This window comes from Ornithinimicrobium cerasi (assembly GCF_003702705.1).
GTDB lineage: Bacteria > Actinomycetota > Actinomycetes > Actinomycetales > Dermatophilaceae > Ornithinicoccus > Ornithinicoccus cerasi.
In genome coordinates, this window is sequence record NZ_QZMN01000001.1 from 314480 (window position 1) to 333309 (window position 18830).

An 18830-nucleotide genomic window follows, 5' to 3' on the forward strand; every position below is an offset into this window, starting at 1 on the left:
GGGGGCGTCCTCACCCCATGTCCTCCCGGTGTCGACGGTGCACGGGCCTGCCCTCGCGCCGTCCGACCTCGGCGGCGTGGTCGGGCACCTCGGTCTGCAGCGAGCGGTCGGTGCGCTCGTAGCCCGTCGAGGCCGGGCGCTCGGGCATCCGCAGCCGGGGCAGCTCCACCTCCTCGTAGGGGATGCTCGCCAGCAGGTGGGCGATCATGTTGATCCGCGCCGAGCGCTTGTCGTCGCTCTCCACGACGTTCCACGGGGCCTCGGGGATGTCGGTGTGGACGAGCATCTCGTCCTTGGCGCGGCTGTAGGCCTCCCAGCGGGTCAGGCTCTCCAGGTCGGTGGGGGACAGCTTCCACCGGCGCATCGGGTCCTTCATCCGCGAGCGGAAGCGCCGCTCCTGCTCGTCGTCGGAGACCGAGAACCAGTACTTGCGCAGCATGATCCCCTCCTCGACGAGCATCCGCTCGAAGATGGGGCACTGGTGCAGGAAGCGCCGGTGCTCCTCGGGGGTGCAGTAGCCCATGACGCGCTCGACCCCGGCGCGGTTGTACCAGGAGCGGTCGAAGAGGCGGATCTCGCCGGCGGCCGGGAGGTTCTCGACGTAGCGCTGGAAGTACCACTGCGTGCGCTCCCGCTCGGTCGGGGCGGGCAGGGCGACGATCTGCGTCTGCCGGGGGGAGAGGTACTCGGTGACCCTCTTGATCGCGCCGCCCTTGCCGGCGGCGTCCCGCCCCTCGAAGAGGACCACCACGCGCTGCCCGGTGTCGCGGATCCACTCCTGGAGCTTGACCAGCTCACCCTGGAGCCGGAAGAGCTCGGCCTCGTAGACCTTGCGGTCGAGCCGGTGGGTGGGGTCCTTGGAGGTCGCCATCGGACCATGGTGCACCGGGTATGCCGTCGCGCGCCCGGTGTCGGACCGGAGTCGTACACTTGTTCGTATGTCGAGCGGACCTCCAGGATGGCCGGACCGGGTCCCGCCCGCGGGGGTGCCGGGCTGGGAGGAGGCTGCGGTGTCCTGGCTGCTGGACCAGTGCCCGGCCGACTACCGCTCCTACCGGGCCTGGCGCAAGCACCCCGCAGCCCTCGCCTGGATCGCGACCCGGCACCTCCAGTCCGAGCTCGAGGCGATGCGCGGCGCCTGGCGGGACGTGCGTCCGGAGCTGGGGCCGCTGCTCCCGCCGGGGAGCCTCGGCGACGTCCTCGACGCGCTGGCGCGCGAGGGGCTGCGGCTGCGGGCCGCCCACCGGTCCGCGGGCCTGCTCCTGGAGGCGCTGCGGCTGCGTGCCCCGATGCGCTGAGGCGCGGTCACCACGGGCGTACAGCCACTCCCCAGCGTGCGCCACCTACACTGGCGGGGTTCATCGCCGACGTGGTCGAGACGACCGCAGAAGGACGCACCCCTGTGGCACTCATGCGCACCATCACCGGCCCCAGCGACCTCAAGGGGCTGTCACGGCGACAGGTCGACCAGCTGGCGGCGGAGATCCGGGACTACCTCATCACGTCGGTGTCCCGGACCGGGGGCCACCTCGGCCCCAACCTCGGCGTCGTCGAACTGACGATCGCCCTGCACCGGGTCTTCGACTCCCCCCGCGACACGATCCTCTTCGACACCGGGCACATCGGCTACGTGCACAAGCTCCTCACCGGCCGGCACGACTTCTCCACCCTGCGCCAGGAGGGCGGTCTGTCCGGCTACCCGAGCCGGGCCGAGTCCGACCACGACGTCGTCGAGAACTCCCACGCCTCGACCTCGCTGTCCTGGGCGATCGGCATCGCGAGCGGGCGCAAGCTGCGCGGCGAGACCGGACGGCACACCGTCGCGGTCATCGGGGACGGTGCGCTCACCGGGGGGATGGTGTGGGAGGCGCTCAACAACATCGCCGAGCACCGCGACCTGCCCCTCATCATCGTCATCAACGACAACGAGCGGTCCTACGCGGCCACCCGGGGCGGCATGGCCGACTACCTCGCCTCGCTGCGCGCGACGCCGGAGTACGAGAGCGTGCTGTCCTGGGGCAAGCGGCAGCTGAACCGCACCCCCGTGGTCGGCCGACAGGTCTACGACACCCTCCACGGCATGAAGAAAGGCCTGAAGGACATCGTCAGCCCGCAGGGGATGTTCGAGGATCTCGGCCTGAAGTACCTCGGACCGGTCGACGGTCACGACGTCGAGGCGATGGAGACGGCCCTGCGCAGGGCGCACGATTTCGGCGGGGTGGTGCTCGTGCACGCCCTCACCGAGAAGGGCCACGGCTACGACCCCGCCACGGCGGACGAGGCGGACCGCTTCCACGCGGTCGGCAAGATCAACCCCGAGACCGGTCTGCCGCTGGAGCTGAGCGGGCGCAGCTGGACGGACGAGTTCAGCGACGAGCTGGTGCGGCTGGGCAAGGAGCGGGAGGACATCGTCGCGATCACCGCCGCGATGCTCATCCCGGTCGGCCTGCAGCCCTTCGCGGAGCGCTTCCCGGAGCGGGTCTTCGACGTCGGCATCGCCGAGCAGCACGCCGTGACGATGGCGGCCGGGTTGTCCTACGCGGGCCTGCACCCGGTGGTCTGCGTCTACGCCACCTTCCTCAACCGGGCCTTCGACCAGCTCCTCATGGACTGCGCGCTGCACCGCCAGGGCGTCACCTTCGTGCTCGACCGCGCCGGGGTGACGGGCACCGACGGAGCCAGCCACAACGGGATGTGGGACCTGACCCTGCTCGGCATGGTGCCCGGTGTGCGGGTCGCCGCACCGCGTGACGGCCAGCAGGTCGCGAGGGCGCTGCGCGAGGCGGTCACGGTGGAGGACGCCCCCACGGTGGTGCGCTTCCCCAAGGGCTCGGTCGGTGCGCCGCTCGAGGCGGTGCGGACCGTCGGCACGGTGGACGTGCTCCGCGAGCCCGAGCGGGGCCCAGCCGGGGATCTGTCCGCGCTCGACCCGGTCGACCTGCTCGTCGTCGGCATCGGGTCGATGGCGGCCACGGCGCTCGAGGTGGCCGACAAGCTGCAGGCCGAGGGTCGCTCGGTCATGGTCGTCGACCCCCGGTGGGTGCTGCCGGTGAGCGATGACCTGGTCGAGCTCGCCCGCGGCGCGAGGACCGTCGCGGTCGTCGAGGACAGCGTGGTGGGCGGGGTGGCCGGGCAGGTGCGGCAGCGGCTCGACGACGAGGGCCTCACCGTGCCGGTGCACGGCTACGGCGTCCCCGCCCAGTTCCTCGACCACGGCTCCCGGGCCCAGGTCCTGGACCGGATCGGCCTCACGGCGGACTCCGTCGCGACCTCGCTCTCGGGCCGGCTCGCGAGCTCGCTCACGGGACGCACGGCCTGAGCGGGCTGCGGCCTTCGCACCACGTCGTTCGGGTCGCGCTGGTCGTCAACCCGGTGTCCCGTCGCGCGCGGGAGGCGGTCGCCGCCGTCGAGCGGGCCTGCTCCGACGTCGGCGACCCCGGTCCGCTCGTCCTGAGCACGACCGTCCGCGACCCGGGCCCCGGCCAGGTGCGGGAGGCGCTGGCGAGGGGTGCGCGTCGGATCGTCGTCGCGGGCGGTGACGGCACGGTCCGGCTCGTCGCCGGAGCCCTCGCGACCGCTGCGGCCGGGGCGAACGGTCTCCCTGCCGCGACCGCACCCGCGGAGGAAGCCGCACCGGCCGACGCGACCGCCGCCCGCCACGCGACCGCACCTGACGACGCGACCGGACCACCTCCCGCGCACGTCGTCCTCGGCGTCGTCCCGGTCGGGACCGCCAACCTCTTCGCCCGCAGCGCGCTGCTGGGGACGCGCGACCTCCGGCAGGCCGCGCGCAAGGCCGTCTCTGCGCCGGGCCGGCCCACGGACCTCGGCCGGGCGACGCTCGCCGACGCCGCCGGTGGGTGGAGCAGCCATCCCTTCCTCGTCGTCGCGGGGCTGGGTCACGACGCGGCGACCCTGGCCGCCGTGACCCCGGCCCTGAAGGAGCGGCTGCGCTGGCTGGCCTACTTCCTGCCCGGGGTGCGCCGTCTGCGCCACGCTGGGCACGCCCTGGACCTCATCATCGACGGCGCGACGGTCGACGCCGGGCCGTTGTGGACCCTCCTCGCGGTCAACGCCGCCCGGCTGCCGGCAGGTGCGCGGGTGGTCCCCGGGGCCAGGTTGGACGACGGCGTGCTGCACACCGTCCTCGTGGCGCCCTCCGGACCGCTCGACTGGGCGCGCATCGCGGCCACCGGTCTGGGCAGGGTCGGGGACGGGCGGGGTGGGCGCTACCCCGTCGACCGACCCGCCCTGCGCTACCGGGACGCCCGGAGGGTCGTGGTCACCTCCCGTGACCCGGTCCTGGCCCAGGTGGACGGCGACGTCATACCGGCTATCGTCGGGGCCGAGCTGACCCTGCTCCCCGCGGCGCTCCGGGTGGCGCGCTGACGGCATACCTGCTCAGGAGTGACATGGACCCCCGCGCGACCCAGATCACCGCACTCACCTCGGGCTGGCGCACCGGGGCGGACGCCGAGCGGCAGGTGATCGAGATCCTGCGCGAGGCACCGCCCGCCGAGCTCGACGCGGTCCTGGGCGACCTCGACCTCGACGGCGTGATCGGTGACATCGACGACCATGTCTGGGGGCCTGACCACCGGACCGAGCTGGTCGACCTGCTTCTCCACCAGCGTCGAGGGGACCTGTCGACGACGTCGCTGGCGACGGTGGTCGGGGCCCTGCACCCGGTGGTCAGGCAGCGCGAGCACCAGGAGACGATCGCCGACGTGCTGCTGTCCCGGACCGGTGGGAGCTTCCACGACCTGAAGTACCGGCTGAACGCGACCGGTGACCACCACGACCTCGAGCACCTCGTCTTCACCGACCTCGACGAGGACCTGCGGGAGCGTGTCCTCGCGCACATCGCCGAGCAGGCGAGCGTCGACCCCACGTCCGACCTCCGGGTCCTGTGCGACATCGACGACACGCTCAAGTGCGCCATCCACGACGACCGCTACCCGAGGGGGACGGTCTACCCGGGGATCGTGGCCCTGCTCCACGCTCTCGACGAGGGGGCGGCCGAGGAGCCCTCCCGGCCGGGTGACCTGACCTTCGTCACCGCGCGTCCCGGCGGGCCTCGGGGGCTGGTGGAGCAGTACACGCTCAACGGCTTGTCCGAGCTGGGCCTGCCGCCGCACGCGGTGCTGGGCGGCAGCCTCCTCAACCTGCACACCAAGGAGCGGATCGCCGAGCGCAAGATCCAGAACATGGAGCGCGACCGGTTGCTCTTCCCGGAGTGCCGCATGGTGTTCATCGGGGACAGCGGGCAGGCGGACGGGCAGGTGGGGGCGCAGATGCACCAGCGTGACCCGGGACACATCGTCGGGACGCTGCTGCACAACGTCACCGACCTCGACCCCGCCGCTCGAGCCCGCTGGGCCGAGCAGGGGGTGCACGTCTTCGACACCTACGCGGGGGCCGCCGCGCACGCCGTGCGGCTCGGGCTGGTCCGGGTGGACCAGGCGCGGGAGGTGGCCGAGGAGACACGGGCCCAGCTCGCCCTGGTGGACCTCTCGCCGCAGCAGCGGGAGCGTCTGGAGCGCGAGCTCGCGGCGGACGTCGAGGCGATCGAGAGGGCTACGGACGAGGTGGCCGGTGCCCCGGGGGTCGCCGCGGTCGACCCGGGCCTCTGACCGCCAGGACTCCTCGGGACCGCCCCCGCGTTGCCCGCCGGTCCGGGCATCGGCAGGATGGGGGACGACGCGGCCGGATCGCCCGACCGCACGAGGAGGAGACACACATGGCACTCGTCAGCACCGGAAGCGCGACCTGGAACGGCAGCCTCTTCGAGGGATCGGGCACCGCCCGCCTGGACAGCTCCGGCCTGGGAACGTTCGACATTCACTGGAAGGGTCGCACCGAGGAGGGCCAGAAGGTCACCAACCCCGAGGAGCTCATCGGCGCGGCCCACGCCGCGTGCTTCTCGATGGCCTTCAGCAACATGCTGGCCAAGGCCGGCACGCCGCCGACCCAGCTGGACACCCGGGCGGACGTCACCTTCGTGCCGGGCGAGGGCATCACCGGCATCCACCTCACCGTGCGCGGCCAGGTCCCCGACCTCGGCGAGGAGGACTTCCAGCGGATCGCCGAGGAGGCCAAGACCGGTTGCCCCGTGTCGCAGGCCCTCGCCGGCACCGAGATCACCCTGACGGCCGAGCTGGCCTGAGGTCAGTCGCACCCCTGGGACCACCGGCCCGGGCAGGCTCCGACCTGCCCGGTTCGGTGGTGTCCCCTCGGGGCACCGGCCGCCCGTCACAGCGCCAGCGCCACGGCCTCGGCGAACAGCGCGTCCGCATCCGCACGGACGCCCTGGGACCCGAACCACGTCGCGACGTTGGCGCAGTCGCGGTGCAGCAGCTCCGGCCCGCGAGGGTTGGCCACGACGTCGACGACCTGGGGCATGTCGATCGCCAGGACGACCTCACCGTGCAGGAGCAGGTTGTAGGCCGACAGGTCCCCGTGGGCCCAGCCGATCCCGGCCAGACCGAGGACGATCTGCACCACCTGCTCCCAGCAGTGGTCGAGGAGGTCGACGTCGGCCCGCGCCTGGGCCAGCCGGGGGGCGGCCGCGCCGTCGGGTGCGCCGGCGAACTCCATGAGCAGCTCGGTGCCCTGGACCGACACCGGGTAGGGGACCGGCACGCCGGCGTCCCAGGCCGTGCACAGGGCCACCCACTCGGCCTGGGCCCAGCGCCCGGCCGCGATCTGGCGGCCGTAGCCGGACTTGCGCTCGAGGGCCCGCTGGTCGCGGCTGCGGCGCACCCCGCGACCCTCCACATAGAGGCTGTCGCGGTGGAAGCTGCGGTGCTCGGCGTCCCGGTAGCGCTTGGCGGCGAGCAGGCACGCCTCGCCCCGGCCGGCGGCGTGCCGCGCGGCCCGCTCGAGGAGGAAGACGTCGGCCTCCTTGCCGGTCTTGAGCACGCCGAGCTCGGTGTCGAGCGCGCCGGCGTCGGTCACCAGCCAGGCCGGGACCGGCTGGGGCCCGCGCTGGCCGCGCTCGACGTCCCAGTAGGTCGTGGGGCGTTGCTGGTCGGTGGCCGTCTCGACCTGGTCGATCGGCACGTAGTCGAAGACGAAGAACGGGTCGACGTCACCCGTGGTGGTGCGTGGGTGTGCACTGTGCACGAGAACTCCTGAGAGGAAGAGGGGCGAGGACGGTCCGGGGACCGCGGCATGCGTCGGACATCGCTCCTCCTTCCGGTCAGGGCGCGGGCGGTATGCCGTGCGCGCTCAGGTCAGGCGACCAGGGTGACCCGACACGGCCGCGAGGCGCAACGGGTTTTCCGCCGCGGGTGCTCAGACGTCCTTGCGGGTCCTGCTGACGATCTTGCTGCGGACGGTGAGGAGGACGACCAGCAGCAGCACGCCATACAGGAGCAGGGTGATCCAGCTCCCCACGAGGACCGAGTAGTCCCCGTTGGAGGAGAGGAGGGCGTCGCGCAGCGACGTCTCGGCGAGCGGTCCCAGCACCATGCCGATCATCAGCGGCGCCAGCGGGACGCCGTGCCGGCGCAGGACGAAGCCGACGATCCCGATACCCAGCAGCATGAACAGGTCGAAGCGCGACCCCGACGTGGCGTAGACGCCCAGCCCGCAGAACATGGTGATGCCGGCGTAGAGGTAGGGGGGCGGGATGAGCAGGAGCTTGGCCCAGATCCGGGCGAAGGGCAGGTTGATGATGAGCAGCACGACCATGGCCACGAAGAAGCTGGCGAGCAGGGACCAGACGAGGTCCGGGGCGCGGTCGAAGAGCAGAGGTCCGGGCTGCAGGCCGTACTGGCGGAACGCCGCGAGCATGATGGCCGCGGTGGCCGAGACAGGCAGGCCCAGCGCGAGGAGCGCACCCATCGCGGTGCCCGTGGTGGCGTTGCCCGCCGCCTCGGGGGCCGCGAGACCGCGGATCGAGCCGCGGCCGAAGGTGGGGCGGGCCCGACGCCGGTCGAGGCGCCGCTCGAGGTCGTAGGCCATGAACGTGGGGACCTCGGCGCCGCCGACGGGGATGACGCCGAAGGGCAGGCCGATCGCCGTCCCGCGCGCCCAGGCGGGGGCGGCCTCGCGGAACTCCGCGCCGCTCAGCCAGGGGCGGCCTGAGGGGCGCATGGCGACGGCGTGCGGGTCACGCCGGATGCGGGCGGCCATGTGGAACACCTCGCCCAGCGCGAGGACGGCCACGGTGACGGTGACGAGGGAGATGCCGTCGAACATCTCGGGGACCCCCAGGGTCCCGCGCTCCGTCCCGGACGTGGCGTCGATGCCGACGGTCGCGATGCCCAGGCCCAGCACCAGCGAGGCGAGGCCCTTGACGGCGGAGTCCGAGACGACCGAGGAGGTGGCGACGAAGGCGAACAGGGCCAGGGCGAAGAACTCGGCCGAGCCGAAGTTGGCCGACCACGCGGCGAGCTGGGGGGCCAGGAAGACGACCACGACGGCCGCGGTCATCCCGCCGATGAAGGCCCCGATGGCCGCGGTGGCCAGCGCCTGGGCCGCCCGCCCGTCCTTGGCCATCCGGTGACCCTCGAAGGTCGAGGCGATGGCCGAGGCCTGCCCGGGCGTGTTCATGAGGATGGCCATCGTGGAGTCGCCGAAGAGCCCGCCGAAGTAGACACCGGCGAACATGATGAAGGCGGCGGTGGGGTCGAGGGCGAAGGTCATCGGCAGCAGCAGGGCGACCGCCATCGAGGACCCGAGGCCGGGGAGCACGCCGACGGCGGTGCCGAGCAGGCACCCGAGGAGAACCCACATCAGGTTCGCGGGGGTCAGCGCACCGCCGAACCCCTGCAGCAGCAGCTCGATCGACTCCATGTCAGATCCCTCCGAGGAAGCCGGCCGGCAGGTTGAGCTGGAGCCCCTCGGCGAAGGCGAGGTAGACGGCCGAGGACATGAGGAGGGCGAGGGTGACGTCGAAGACCGGGCGGCGCGACCCCATACCCCGGGCCACGAACCAGAAAAGCAGGGCGGCGGCGAGGATCCAGCCGAGCCACTCCAGGGTCAGGGCGAAGAGGAAGAAGCCGGCGACGCACCAGGCGACCGACGTCCAGTCGCTGTGCGTGCGCCAGGTCCGGCCGTCCGGGGACGCCGGGGCCTCGGGCACCTCCGGTGAGCGCAGGTAGTGCAGGACGAGGAGTACGGCGAGGACCAGCGCGACCACCACGAGGATCGTGGGGAAGAACGCCGGGCCTGGGAAGTCGGTCCCCTCCGGCACCTCCATGGTGACGATGCCGTAGACGAGGTAGAGGCTGAAGGCCACCATCAGGGCGGCCAGCACGAGCCCGGAGCGACCGTGCCAGAAACCGCGGTCGGCGGTGTCCGTCCCGACGGCCGTGCGGACCGGGGGCGGGACGTCCTGCAGCTGCGCGGAGGTCTCGGGTGTCGGACCCGTCGGGCTGCTCACAGGCCCAGCTCCTCGACCAGGGCCTCGATCGTCGCGGTGTCCTCGACGAGGAAGTCCTCCAGCTCCGGTCCGACGAGGAAGACGTCGGCCCACTTGTTGCGCTCCATCGCGTCCTTCCACTCCGGCGTCTGGACCGTCTCGGCGACGATCTCCTCCAGCTCCGCGAACTGCTCGTCCGTGATCCCGGCGGGAGCGAGCAGACCCCGCCAGTTGGTCATGGCCACGTCGTAGCCCTGGTCCACGAGGGTCGGCATGTCGATGCCCTCGACCGGCTCGGGGGAGACGATGGCCAGACCCCTCATCCGGCCCGCCTCGATCTGGTCGGCGAACTCGTTGTAGCCGCTGACCGCCGCCCGCGCCCCGCCCGAGGTGAGCACCTGGATGGCCTCGGCCCCACCGGACTTGGGGATGTAGGTGACCTCGTCGGGACCGATGTCGTTCTTCAGCGCCAGGTCGGCGACGATGAGATGGTCCAGGCCGCCCGCCGACCCCCCGGTCCAGGGGAAGGCCTTGGGGTCCTGCGTCCAGTCGGCGACCAGGTCGTCGATGGACTGGTAGGGCGAGTCGGCCGGCACGACGATGACGTCGTACTCCTCGGAGATCCTGGCGATCGGGCGCACGTCCTCGAGCGTGACGGGGGAGTCGTTGAGCGCGATCGCCCCGACCATCACCGTGCCGCTCGTCAGCAGCGTGTCGGCCTGCCCGTCCATGGTGCTGTACTTGCCCAGCCCGATGGTCCCGCCGGCGCCCGGGATGTTGACGACCTGGGCGTTGTTGACGACCTTCTGAGCGCGCATCGCCGCCTGCAGCTCGCGCGTGAAGGTGTCCCAGCCACCGCCCGCCCCCGCGGGGGCGATGAGGGTGAGGTTGGCACGCAGGTCCTGGCCGCTGTGGGCCGAGCGCACGGACGCGGTGAGCGCCCACCCGACGATCAGGGCGGCCACCAGGCCGTAGACGATCATCGGCACAGGCCCTCGGCGCGCCCTCCCGTGGTCGGCGTCGGTCCGGGGAGCGGCCTCGGTGGGGGGCTGGCTGCCGGCTGCGGTGCTCATGTCGTCCTGCTCTCCTCGCGTGACAGACCTCTACTATGGCTTACGTCGCGTCAAGAACGTCGCGTTTCGTCAACTGGAAGGTGTCGCCGATGACCGTCGTGCTCGCCCACACCACCACGCCGGAGGGCGTCGCAGCACAGGACGCCGCCCTGGACGAGGCTCGACGCCGGGGGGAGGACCTGCTGGTCTTCCCGCTGTCCGGACAGAGCGTCACCGCCGACGAGATCTCCGGCGAGGGCGTCCAGGTCAGCGTCCGGCTCCCTGACGGGCGCAGCCGCGACGTCGTCGGCGAGCTGCTGGACGTCGCCGGCGAGGTCGGTGCCACCTGCATCGTCATCGGGCTGCGCCACCGGACCCCCGTGGGCAAGCTCCTCCTGGGCTCCGCCGCACAGCAGATCCTGCTCGAGGCGGCCGTGCCCGTGATCGCGGTGAAGCCGGCGCAGTCCTGAGGGGGGCGCGACGCTGGCTCTGGCTGCTCGTCGCGGCCGGGGTCCTCTGCCAGGGGGCGCTCAACGTCGTCCGACCGGTCACGTCCTACAAGCTCCTCGCGCTCGGGGCGGACGGGGCCACGATCGGTCTCGTCACGGCGGCGTACGCCGTCGTGCCGTTGCTGGTGGCGCTGTCCCTCGCGCGGCTCACCGACCGGCGACCGCGCCTGCTCAGGCTTGTCCAGGGCTCGGCGCTGGTGCTCGCGGTCGGCGCGGCGGCCGTCGCGCTCGCCCCGGACGTCTGGGGCGTGGCCGTGGGCACGGTCGTCGTGGGGGTCGGGCACCTCCTCTTCACCATCACCGGCCAGGCGGCGATCGCGCGGTACTCCCGCGACGAGGACCTGGACCTGGGTTTCGGCTGGTTCACCGCCTCGTACAGCGTGGGCCAGGCACTCGGACCCTTGATCGGCGGGGCTCTCGTCGGGGCCGGCTCGGTCGAGGCGGCTGGGCGGCTGGCCGACATCGACCTGGCGCTGTGGGCCGGGGGCGGCCTCGCCCTGCTCGCGCTGCCGGCGCTCCTGGTCCCCGTGGGGGCCCTGCCCACGGCTCGCCGGAGCCCCGGCACAGAGAACCAGGTCGCGGCGCGGGCGCCCGTGCGGCAGATCCTGGGGGTCCGGGGCGTAGGTTCGGCGATGTTCGCCTCGATGGCCCTGCTGGCCACGATGGACATCGTCATCGCCTTCCTGCCCGTGGTGGGGGAGCGTGCCGGCGTCTCTCCGGTCGTCGTGGGCTGGCTCCTCGCCGTGCGCGGCGCTGCCGGGTTCGTGTCGCGGGTCATGCTCCCGTTCCTCTCCCGACGTCTGTCGCGCAGGTCGCTCCTCAGCACGTCGGTCCTCGGCGCCGGCCTCTCCCTCACGGTGGCCCCCGTCCTGATCCGTGACCCCCTGCTCGCTGGCCTCCTCCTGGCGGTGGGTGGGTTCTTCCTCGGGCTGGGGCAGCCGCTCACCATGACGATGATCTCCACCCGCGTCCCGATCCACTGGCGCTCCCAGGCCCTGGCGGTACGCCTCATGGGCAACCGGATCGGTCAGGTTGCCTTCCCCCTCCTGGCAGGACTCGTGGTGGCGCCCCTGGGGCCGGGCGGGGCGATCTGGCTCACCTGCGCCGTCCTGGTGCTGTCGGGCACCGAGCAGCTGCTCCGACGGGACGGTCCGTAGCACGAGGTGACTCCGTGATCACGGCACCCTCGGCCCGTCGGGTCCCCGGCCCGTCGGGTCCCCGGCCTGTCGGGTCCCCGGCCCGTCGAGGCCCACGAACCAGATGCGTGTCTCACGCGACGTCCGGCCGGGAGCAGTCGGGGGCACGAGGACCTAGCCTTTCGACACCGTCGACACCGTCGACCCCGTCGACCCCGTCGACACCTGGGGAGATGCGGCCGTGCAGCGAGGTGAGCACCGGGGGCGGTGGCCGGTAGGACTCCTCCCGCGGCTCGCGATGTCGTTCACGCTCCCGGGCGAGGTTGCAGCGGTGGCACAGGCCCCGCGCGTTGTCAGCGTCCGTGGTCCCGCCCTCGCTGTGCCGGAGGACGTGGTCGACGTCGCGGATCGGCGCCCCGCACCAGGAGTTGCGGCAGGTGCGGTCCCGGGCGATGACGAAAGCCCGCACCGAGCCGGTGAACACCCGTCGGCGGGGATCACGACCGACGAGCCGGCCGGTCACGGCGTCCACGTAGAGCCGGCGCACCCACGCCTGGGCGGCCCTTGCCGACCCCTCGCCCTGGCCCGTACCTGAGGTGGCGGACACTGGGGTGGGGCAGCCTGAGGTGGGGGAGGCTGAGCTGGCGGGGCGTGGGGTGGGGGAACCCGAGGCGGGGGTCGGGGTGGAGGAGACTGAGCTGGCGGGGCGTGGGGTGGGGGAACCCGAGGCGGGGGTCGGGGTGGCGGAGGCTGAGACGGCGGGGCCGGCGGCGGGTGGGGGCGCGCCGTGCGCGAGGCGGCAGTCCCAGGTCGTGCACCGTCCGCCCTCGGGACACGGTGGCGGCACGGTCGTGCCCGTCCCCTCTGGCGTCGCCTCGTCGCCGACAGTGGCTCGGAGGAGGTCGCGCGCCATCTCGGCCGGAATCGGTCCGTAGCCCTCCAGGTCGGCCGCGTCGCTGGCTCCTCCGAAGACCGCGGCATCCGTCATGACCAGTCCGACCTCGACGTCGATCCCGTCGACGACCGCGCGCCCGGTCAGGCGCGCCACCAGCTCGTCCGCCATCAGCTGGTTGAGCCCGCGCGGGTCGCCGCTGGCCCGCGCGGCGACGGCGTGCTGACGGAGCGCCTTGTAGCACGCGACGGCTGCCGGGGCGGGCAGCCTGGCGGACAGGGTCGCCATCACGTCCGGGGCGGGACGGACGGAGACACCCCGGTCCTGGGCTGCGCGGCGGGCGCGTCGGACGAAACCGGCCGGGTCGACCGCGTAGACGAGCGCGCGCGCCGCGCTGCCGATCTCGCGGCTGCTGGCTCCCTCCAGCGAGGCGGCCAGTCGTTCGTCGACCTCGACCCGGTCGGCGCGGTCGAGGCACGTGGTCGCCTCGGTGATCAGCCGTGCCTGATAGCTGTTGATGGTGCCTGCCTGAAGCGCCTCGAGCGTGCGCGGCATATCCTCGACCAGGGCTCGAGCGCTGCTCAGGTCACGGCTGCCCCAGTAGGGAGAGGTCTTGCGCGCGGCGGCAAGGTCGTCGGCCACGGCCCGTCCCCGCCGCCGCGCGGGCACGCCAGCGGCCTTCTGGGCCGCGACCTGCGACGTCGCGAAGGCCGCCTGGGTGCGGACGTCGAGGGCGGCCAGCGACCGGGTGAGGTCCTCCATCGAGCGCAGCAGACTCAGTCGCTCGGTGTCGTCCAACGCGGCGACGTCGAGGCTGAGCAGCTCCGCCCGCACCTCCTCGACGCGGTGCGCCACGCCAGGATGAGCGCCCATCCTCCCCACCCCCTCCGGTGGTCTCGTCGTGGTCGCCCTCCCCGGCGTCCTCTCCTGCTCCCATGCTACGCGGAGCCAGGGTCATCTTCAGACAGGTGTTCGATAATGTGGACGGCGTGTCGCCCGGTCGGGAGGGTGTGGACGACGCCCGCCCGCCGCGCGCCCCGCTCCGGGTCGAGGCGGACCGAGAGGATCACCGGCGCTGTCGGCATACTCGACCGCATGAGCACTCGACCGACGGCAGTGGTGACGGGCGCGAGCGGCGGAATCGGGCGTGCCTGCGCCGTGCGTCTCGCGCAGGACGGGTATGACGTGTGGGTCACCGCGCGCCGGGCGGACCGGGTGCGGGAGGTCGCCGACGAGATCGGCGGACGCGCGCTCGCCGTCGACATCACCGACCCGCAGGACGTCGCCCGGCTGGCCGCCGAGGTCGGCGACCGTCTGGACGTGCTCGTCAACAACGCCGGTGGCGCGCTCGGCATGGACCCCGTCGCGGAGGCCGACCTGGATGGCTGGCGGACGATGTTCGAGACGAACGTCCTCGGCACGGTGTCGGTCACCAAGGCGCTCCTCCCGGCCCTGCGCGCGGCCGAGCACGGCACGATCGTCGTCATCGGGTCGACGGCCGGGGGCGTGGCCTACGAGGGTGGCGGTGGCTACTGCGCCGCGAAGTATGCCGAGCGCGCCGTCGTCGACACCCTGCGCCTGGAGCTCAACGGCACGAGGGTGCGGATCAGCGAGATCGCCCCCGGCATGGTGAACTCCGAGTCCTTCTCCCTCACCCGGCTCCACGGCGACGAGGAGGCGGCGGCGAAGGTGTACGCCGGCGTCGAGGACCCCCTGACCCAGGAGGACGTCGCCGAGTGCGTGGCCTGGGTCGTCTCGCTGCCCGGCCACGTCAACATCGACCGCATGGTGGTCCGCCCCGTCGCGCAGGCCGCCGCGCACAAGGTGCACCGTGCCCCGCTGACCGACTGAACGCGCACGCCCACCCCCCTCGGGACACCGGGGCGGGCGTGACACGCTGGGTCCATGCCCAGGCCGATGGACACCGACGCCGTGCTGACCCTCCTGCAGGAGACGGCGGAGGCGGTCATCAACCCCCGCTTCCGCGCGCTCGTCCAGGCCGAGATCAGCTCCAAGACGCACCCGGGCGACCTCGTCACTGTCGCCGACCGGGAGGCCGAGGTGCTGATCGCGCGTGCCCTGCGAGCGGCATACCCGCAGGCCATGGTCCTGGGGGAGGAGGAGTATGCCGGGGATGCGCGGCTCCTCGACGCCTTCCGGGCGGCCGACCACGCTTTCACCGTCGACCCCGTCGACGGGACCCGCAACTTCGTCCACGGCTCGCCCGACCACGCGGTGATGGCGGCCGAGGTCGTGGCCGGGCAGACCGTGCGCGCGTGGATCTGGCAGCCGCAGCACGAGGTGGCCTACGTCGCCGAGCGCGGGTCCGGCCTGTGGCGCGACGGGGTGCAGGTCCGACGCGCCGCGGCCCCCGAGGCGCCCGAGGACCTGGACGTCCGCACCTCCACGCGCCGCAGCGTCGGCACCACGCTCGGGCCGGTCGGACCGATGGGGCTCACCTGGGTCAGCTGCGGGATCGACTACCCGCAGCTGGCGACGGGGGGCTGCGACGGGCTGGTCTACGGCGGCACGATGCCGTGGGACCACGTGCCCGGTGCGCTCATGATCGAGGAGGTCGGCGGCGTGGTCGGCACGACGGACGGGGAGGTCTACGGCCCCCGCAGCCGGCCCCGCGGGATCGTCGCGGCCGCCGATGAGCGCATCTACCGGCTGCTGGTCGAGCACCTCGGGGAGATGAGGGTGTAGCTCGCGGCACCTCGTATGGCGTGCACGCGCCACTCACCTGAGTGGCTACGGCCCGGCCGCACCTCGGATGGCGTGCACGCGCCACTCACCTGAGTCGCTGCTGCCCCGGGAGGCCCGACGATCGAGCGGGGCCGGCGGGCCAGGGGTCCTACGAGCCGACGGGGCGGGGTGGGGGGGCCTGCGGATCGATGTCGCCGGCAGGGCGCCGATGGTCGCCTCGGCCCCCGAGGCGACCATCATGGTTGTGCCCCTGCTGATGCCCAGGGTCGCCGTGACCCTCGAGGCGCTCTCGCTTCTCCCCGGTCGTGGTGCCCGGCCGGACGTGATGGCCCTTCGTGTCGTGGATCGCCGCCCGCAGCGCCATCTCCCGCGCGAGCGTGGTCACCTGCTGCTCCATGTGCCTCATGCGCCGGTAGGAGGAGGCGACGTAGCCGAGGAAGAACACCGTGAGTCCGTAGAGGAGCAGGTCCGCGCCACGGCCGACGCCGAGCACCTGCGCCACCCGGGTGAGCAGCACCGGGAAGAGCACCGCCATGGCGGCGAGCAGCACGAAGCCGCCGAGCATGAGGCGGCGCACCGCCTGGTGCCGCGCGCCCGCGCTGGAGGCGTTGAGCATCGCGGTGATCACCACGATGGCCACGAGCAGGAGGATCTTGATCAGGGGTTGGTCGACGATCCCGTCGCCCCCGGTGGTCGCGGCGAACATGTCCGGCCTCACTTCAGGATCGTGTCGACGAGGATGTTGACCGAGTTGATCAGGGACTGGCCCTTGGCCTTGCTGTAGTCGGTGTAGACGATGTGCACCGGGTGCTCCGCCCAGGGCAGGCCGGTGCGCCCCAGCTGCAGCACGATCTCGGTCGCGTGGGCCATCCGGTTCTGCCGCAGGTCCAGCGCGGTGGCCGCGTCCCGGCGCAGGACACGCAGCCCGTTGTGGGCGTCGGTCAGCCGCATCCCGGTCTGCTGGTTCGTCAGCCACACGGCGGCCTTGAGCACGACCTTCTTCAGCAGCCCGGGCCGGGTGCGGTCGTCGAGGAACCGCGAGCCGAAGACGACGGCGAGATCCTCCTGGCGAGCACGTTCCACCATCGCTGCCGCGTCCTCGACCCGGTGCTGGCCGTCGGCGTCGAAGGTCACCAGGTATGCCGCGTCCGTCGCGCCGAGCGCGTACGCCATACCCGTCTGGAGCGCGGCGCCCTGACCGAGGTTGAAGGGGTGGCGCACGACGACGGCGCCCGCGGCCTCCGCCCGGGCCGCCGAGTCGTCGGTGCTGGCGTCGTCCACGCAGAGGATGTGCGGAAAGATCGGGCGCGCACGCCGGACGACGTCCTCGATGACGGTCGCCTCGTTGAACAGGGGGATCACCAGCCAGGCGTCCTCGATCGGGGGCGATAGGGTCATGGCACCATCCTCCCGTACCCGATCAAGGAGTCCCGTGGCAACACGCATCGTCGACAGCGCCGACGTCTCCCCGGAGGCCGTCATCGGGGACGGGACCTCCGTCTGGCACCTCGCGCAGGTGCGGGAGCAGGCGGTCCTCGGCCGGGGCTGCGTCGTGGGACGCGGCGCCTACATCGGCACGGGGGTCGAGCTCGGGGACCACTGCAAGGTCCAGAACTACGCCCTCGTCTACGAGCCGGCGCGGCTGGCCCGGGGCGTCTTCGTCGGACCCGCCGCGGTGCTGACCAACGACACCTTCCCGCGGGCCATCAACCCGGACGGCTCCCTGAAGGACGCCGCCGACTGGCAGGCGGTGGGCGTGACGGTGGAGGAGGGGGCCTCGATCGGGGCGCGCGCGGTCTGCGTGGCGCCCGTGACGATCGGCGCCTGGTCCACCGTCGCCGCGGGGGCGGTCGTCACCCGTGACGTCCCGGCGCACGCGCTCGTGGTGGGCGTCCCGGCCCGTCAGGTCGGCTGGGTCGGCCGCGCCGGCCACCCCCTGGAGAGCACCGACACCCCCGGGCGCTGGCGCTGCCCGACCACCGGCACGACCTACACCGAGCACGACGGCACCCTGACCGAGGAAGGCACCACCCATGACTGAGCGCACGGACGAGCTCCCCATGATCCCTGCCGCGAGGCCGATCATCGGGGAGGAGGAGCGGGCGGCGGTGGACCGGGTGATGCGCTCGGGGATGGTGGCCCAGGGGCCGGAGGTCGCGGCGTTCGAGCGGGAGTTCGCCGACGTGCTGGTGGGCGGGCGGACGTGCGTGGCGGTGAACTCGGGGACCTCGGGGTTGCACCTGGGGTTGCTGGCGGCGGGGATCGGGGCGGGGGATGAGGTGATCGTTCCCTCGTTCACGTTCGCGGCGACGGCGAACTCGGTGGCGCTGACGGGGGCGACGCCGGTGTTCGCGGACATCAGCGAGGACACGTTCAACCTGGACCCGGAGTCGGTGCGGGCGGCGGTGAGCGACCGGACGGCGGCGGTGATGCCGGTGCACCTGTACGGGCACCCGGCGGAGCTGGGCGCGCTGGGTGCGGTGGCGGCGGAGGCGGGGATCGCGTTGTTCGAGGACGCGGCGCAGGCGCACGGGGCGACGTACGGGGGTGCTCCGGTGGGGTCGTTCGGGGTGTTCGGGATGTTCAGCCTGTACCCGACGAAGAACATGACGTCGGGGGAGGGCGGGATGGTTTCGTGCGCGGACGAGGAGATCGCGCGGGGGGTGCGGCTGCTGCGCAACCAGGGGATGGAGAAGCAGTACGCGAACGAGGTGGTGGGGCTGAACAACCGGATGACGGACATCCACGCGGCGATCGGTCGGGTGCAGCTGGGCAAGGTCGGGGCGTGGACGGCGCAGCGGCAGGCGAACGCGGCGTGGCTGGACGCGGCGCTGGGTGATGTCGTGGTGGTGCCGCCGGTGCGCGAGGGGTGCACGCACGTGTACCACCAGTACACGGTGCGGGTGGCCGGTGCCAGCGGTGCGGAGCGGGACCGGGTGGTGACCGCGTTGCGGGAGGAGCACAGGGTGGGGTGCGGGGTGTACTACCCGACGCCGAACCACGAGCTGGTGTCGTTGGCGCGGTTCGCGCCGGAGCGGGAGCTGCCGGTCACGGCGCGGGCGGCGGCGGAGGTGATCTCGCTGCCGGTGCACCCGTCCCTGTCGACCGGTGACCTGGAGCGGGTCGCGGCGGCGGTGCACGCGGTGCTGGGGGCGGGCGCGTGAG

General features: G+C 72.9%; 19 protein-coding genes. 11 read left to right on the forward strand and 8 right to left on the reverse strand.

The genetic code is table 11. The annotated features are described in order from the left end of the window. Positions 1-10 precede the first annotated feature (10 nt). Positions 11-871: a polyphosphate kinase 2 gene (gene ppk2 / locus D4B81_RS01480; protein ID WP_122260745.1), complete on the reverse strand. Its 861-nt coding sequence runs from the start codon at positions 869-871 to the stop codon at positions 11-13. A 67-nt stretch (positions 872-938) separates the two neighbouring features. On the opposite strand from ppk2, the gene D4B81_RS01485 reads away from it, so the two are divergent. The 5 genes from D4B81_RS01485 (at position 939) to D4B81_RS01505 (ending at position 6166) form a co-directional block, all read left to right on the forward strand. After that, entirely contained in the window at positions 939-1298 is a 360-nt protein-coding gene (locus D4B81_RS01485) for a hypothetical protein (protein WP_097186386.1), read from the forward strand. Between the two features lie 104 nt (positions 1299-1402). Next, positions 1403-3319 carry a 1-deoxy-D-xylulose-5-phosphate synthase gene (gene dxs / locus D4B81_RS01490; RefSeq protein ID WP_122260746.1) on the forward strand — a complete coding sequence of 639 codons (1917 nt, stop codon included), beginning with the start codon at positions 1403-1405 and terminating at the stop codon, positions 3317-3319. A gap of 38 nt (positions 3320-3357) precedes the next feature. After that, entirely contained in the window at positions 3358-4389 is a 1032-nt protein-coding gene (locus D4B81_RS01495) for a diacylglycerol/lipid kinase family protein (protein WP_272914050.1), read from the forward strand. 23 nt (positions 4390-4412) lie between these two features. Continuing rightward, complete coding sequence (locus tag D4B81_RS01500) at positions 4413-5633, forward strand: hypothetical protein (protein WP_122260748.1); 1221 nt, start codon at positions 4413-4415, stop codon at positions 5631-5633. Between the two features lie 107 nt (positions 5634-5740). After that, entirely contained in the window at positions 5741-6166 is a 426-nt protein-coding gene (locus D4B81_RS01505) for an OsmC family protein (protein WP_097186382.1), read from the forward strand. Between the two features lie 86 nt (positions 6167-6252). Here the strand turns inward: D4B81_RS01505 and D4B81_RS01510 are convergent, their stop codons facing one another. The 4 genes from D4B81_RS01510 to D4B81_RS01525 all read right to left on the reverse strand — a co-directional run bounded on the left by D4B81_RS01510 (position 6253) and on the right by D4B81_RS01525 (position 10443). Then, positions 6253-7125 carry a serine protein kinase RIO gene (locus D4B81_RS01510; protein WP_122260749.1) on the reverse strand — a complete coding sequence of 291 codons (873 nt, stop codon included), beginning with the start codon at positions 7123-7125 and terminating at the stop codon, positions 6253-6255. A gap of 171 nt (positions 7126-7296) precedes the next feature. Further along, positions 7297-8802, reverse strand: a complete 1506-nt coding sequence (locus D4B81_RS01515) for a tripartite tricarboxylate transporter permease (protein ID WP_122260750.1) — start codon at positions 8800-8802, stop codon at positions 7297-7299. A 1-nt stretch (position 8803) separates the two neighbouring features. Beyond that, complete coding sequence (locus D4B81_RS01520) at positions 8804-9391, reverse strand: tripartite tricarboxylate transporter TctB family protein (protein ID WP_237565741.1); 588 nt, start codon at positions 9389-9391, stop codon at positions 8804-8806. Then, positions 9388-10443 carry a tripartite tricarboxylate transporter substrate binding protein gene (locus D4B81_RS01525; protein WP_237565742.1) on the reverse strand — a complete coding sequence of 352 codons (1056 nt, stop codon included), beginning with the start codon at positions 10441-10443 and terminating at the stop codon, positions 9388-9390. Before D4B81_RS01525 ends, D4B81_RS01520 begins: the two co-directional genes overlap by 4 nt. An 89-nt stretch (positions 10444-10532) precedes the next feature. On the opposite strand from D4B81_RS01525, the gene D4B81_RS01530 reads away from it, so the two are divergent. Continuing rightward, positions 10533-10892, forward strand: a complete 360-nt coding sequence (locus D4B81_RS01530; protein ID WP_122260751.1) for a universal stress protein — start codon at positions 10533-10535, stop codon at positions 10890-10892. 23 nt (positions 10893-10915) lie between these two features. Continuing rightward, a complete protein-coding gene (locus tag D4B81_RS01535; RefSeq protein ID WP_337189855.1) occupies positions 10916-12088 on the forward strand; it encodes an MFS transporter in 1173 nt (390 codons plus the stop codon). Positions 12089-12200: 112 nt separating this feature from the next. Here the strand turns inward: D4B81_RS01535 and D4B81_RS17940 are convergent, their stop codons facing one another. Further along, positions 12201-13832 carry a DUF222 domain-containing protein gene (locus D4B81_RS17940; RefSeq protein ID WP_161964953.1) on the reverse strand — a complete coding sequence of 544 codons (1632 nt, stop codon included), beginning with the start codon at positions 13830-13832 and terminating at the stop codon, positions 12201-12203. 222 nt (positions 13833-14054) lie between these two features. On the opposite strand from D4B81_RS17940, the gene D4B81_RS01555 reads away from it, so the two are divergent. Beyond that, positions 14055-14810, forward strand: coding sequence for an SDR family NAD(P)-dependent oxidoreductase (locus D4B81_RS01555; protein ID WP_122260753.1), 756 nt, complete (start codon positions 14055-14057; stop codon positions 14808-14810). A gap of 54 nt (positions 14811-14864) precedes the next feature. Continuing rightward, entirely contained in the window at positions 14865-15665 is an 801-nt protein-coding gene (locus D4B81_RS01560) for an inositol monophosphatase family protein (RefSeq protein WP_237565743.1), read from the forward strand. Between the two features lie 148 nt (positions 15666-15813). Here D4B81_RS01560 and D4B81_RS01565 read toward each other — a convergent pair whose 3' ends face one another. Together D4B81_RS01565 and D4B81_RS01570 are read right to left on the reverse strand one after the other, a co-directional pair. Continuing rightward, a complete protein-coding gene (locus D4B81_RS01565; RefSeq protein WP_202613520.1) occupies positions 15814-16383 on the reverse strand; it encodes a DUF2304 domain-containing protein in 570 nt (189 codons plus the stop codon). Then, positions 16380-17063 (reverse strand): glycosyltransferase family 2 protein, encoded by a 684-nt coding sequence (locus tag D4B81_RS01570; RefSeq protein ID WP_122260755.1) that lies wholly within the window; start codon positions 17061-17063, stop codon positions 16380-16382. Before D4B81_RS01570 ends, D4B81_RS01565 begins: the two co-directional genes overlap by 4 nt. Before the next feature lie 34 nt (positions 17064-17097). Between D4B81_RS01570 and D4B81_RS01575 the strand changes: the two genes are divergently transcribed. Then, positions 17098-17706: an acyltransferase gene (locus D4B81_RS01575; RefSeq protein ID WP_122260756.1), complete on the forward strand. Its 609-nt coding sequence runs from the start codon at positions 17098-17100 to the stop codon at positions 17704-17706. Further along, positions 17699-18829, forward strand: a complete 1131-nt coding sequence (locus D4B81_RS01580; RefSeq protein WP_122260757.1) for a DegT/DnrJ/EryC1/StrS family aminotransferase — start codon at positions 17699-17701, stop codon at positions 18827-18829. The genes D4B81_RS01575 and D4B81_RS01580 overlap by 8 nt, the downstream gene beginning before the upstream one ends. Position 18830 lies beyond the last annotated feature (1 nt).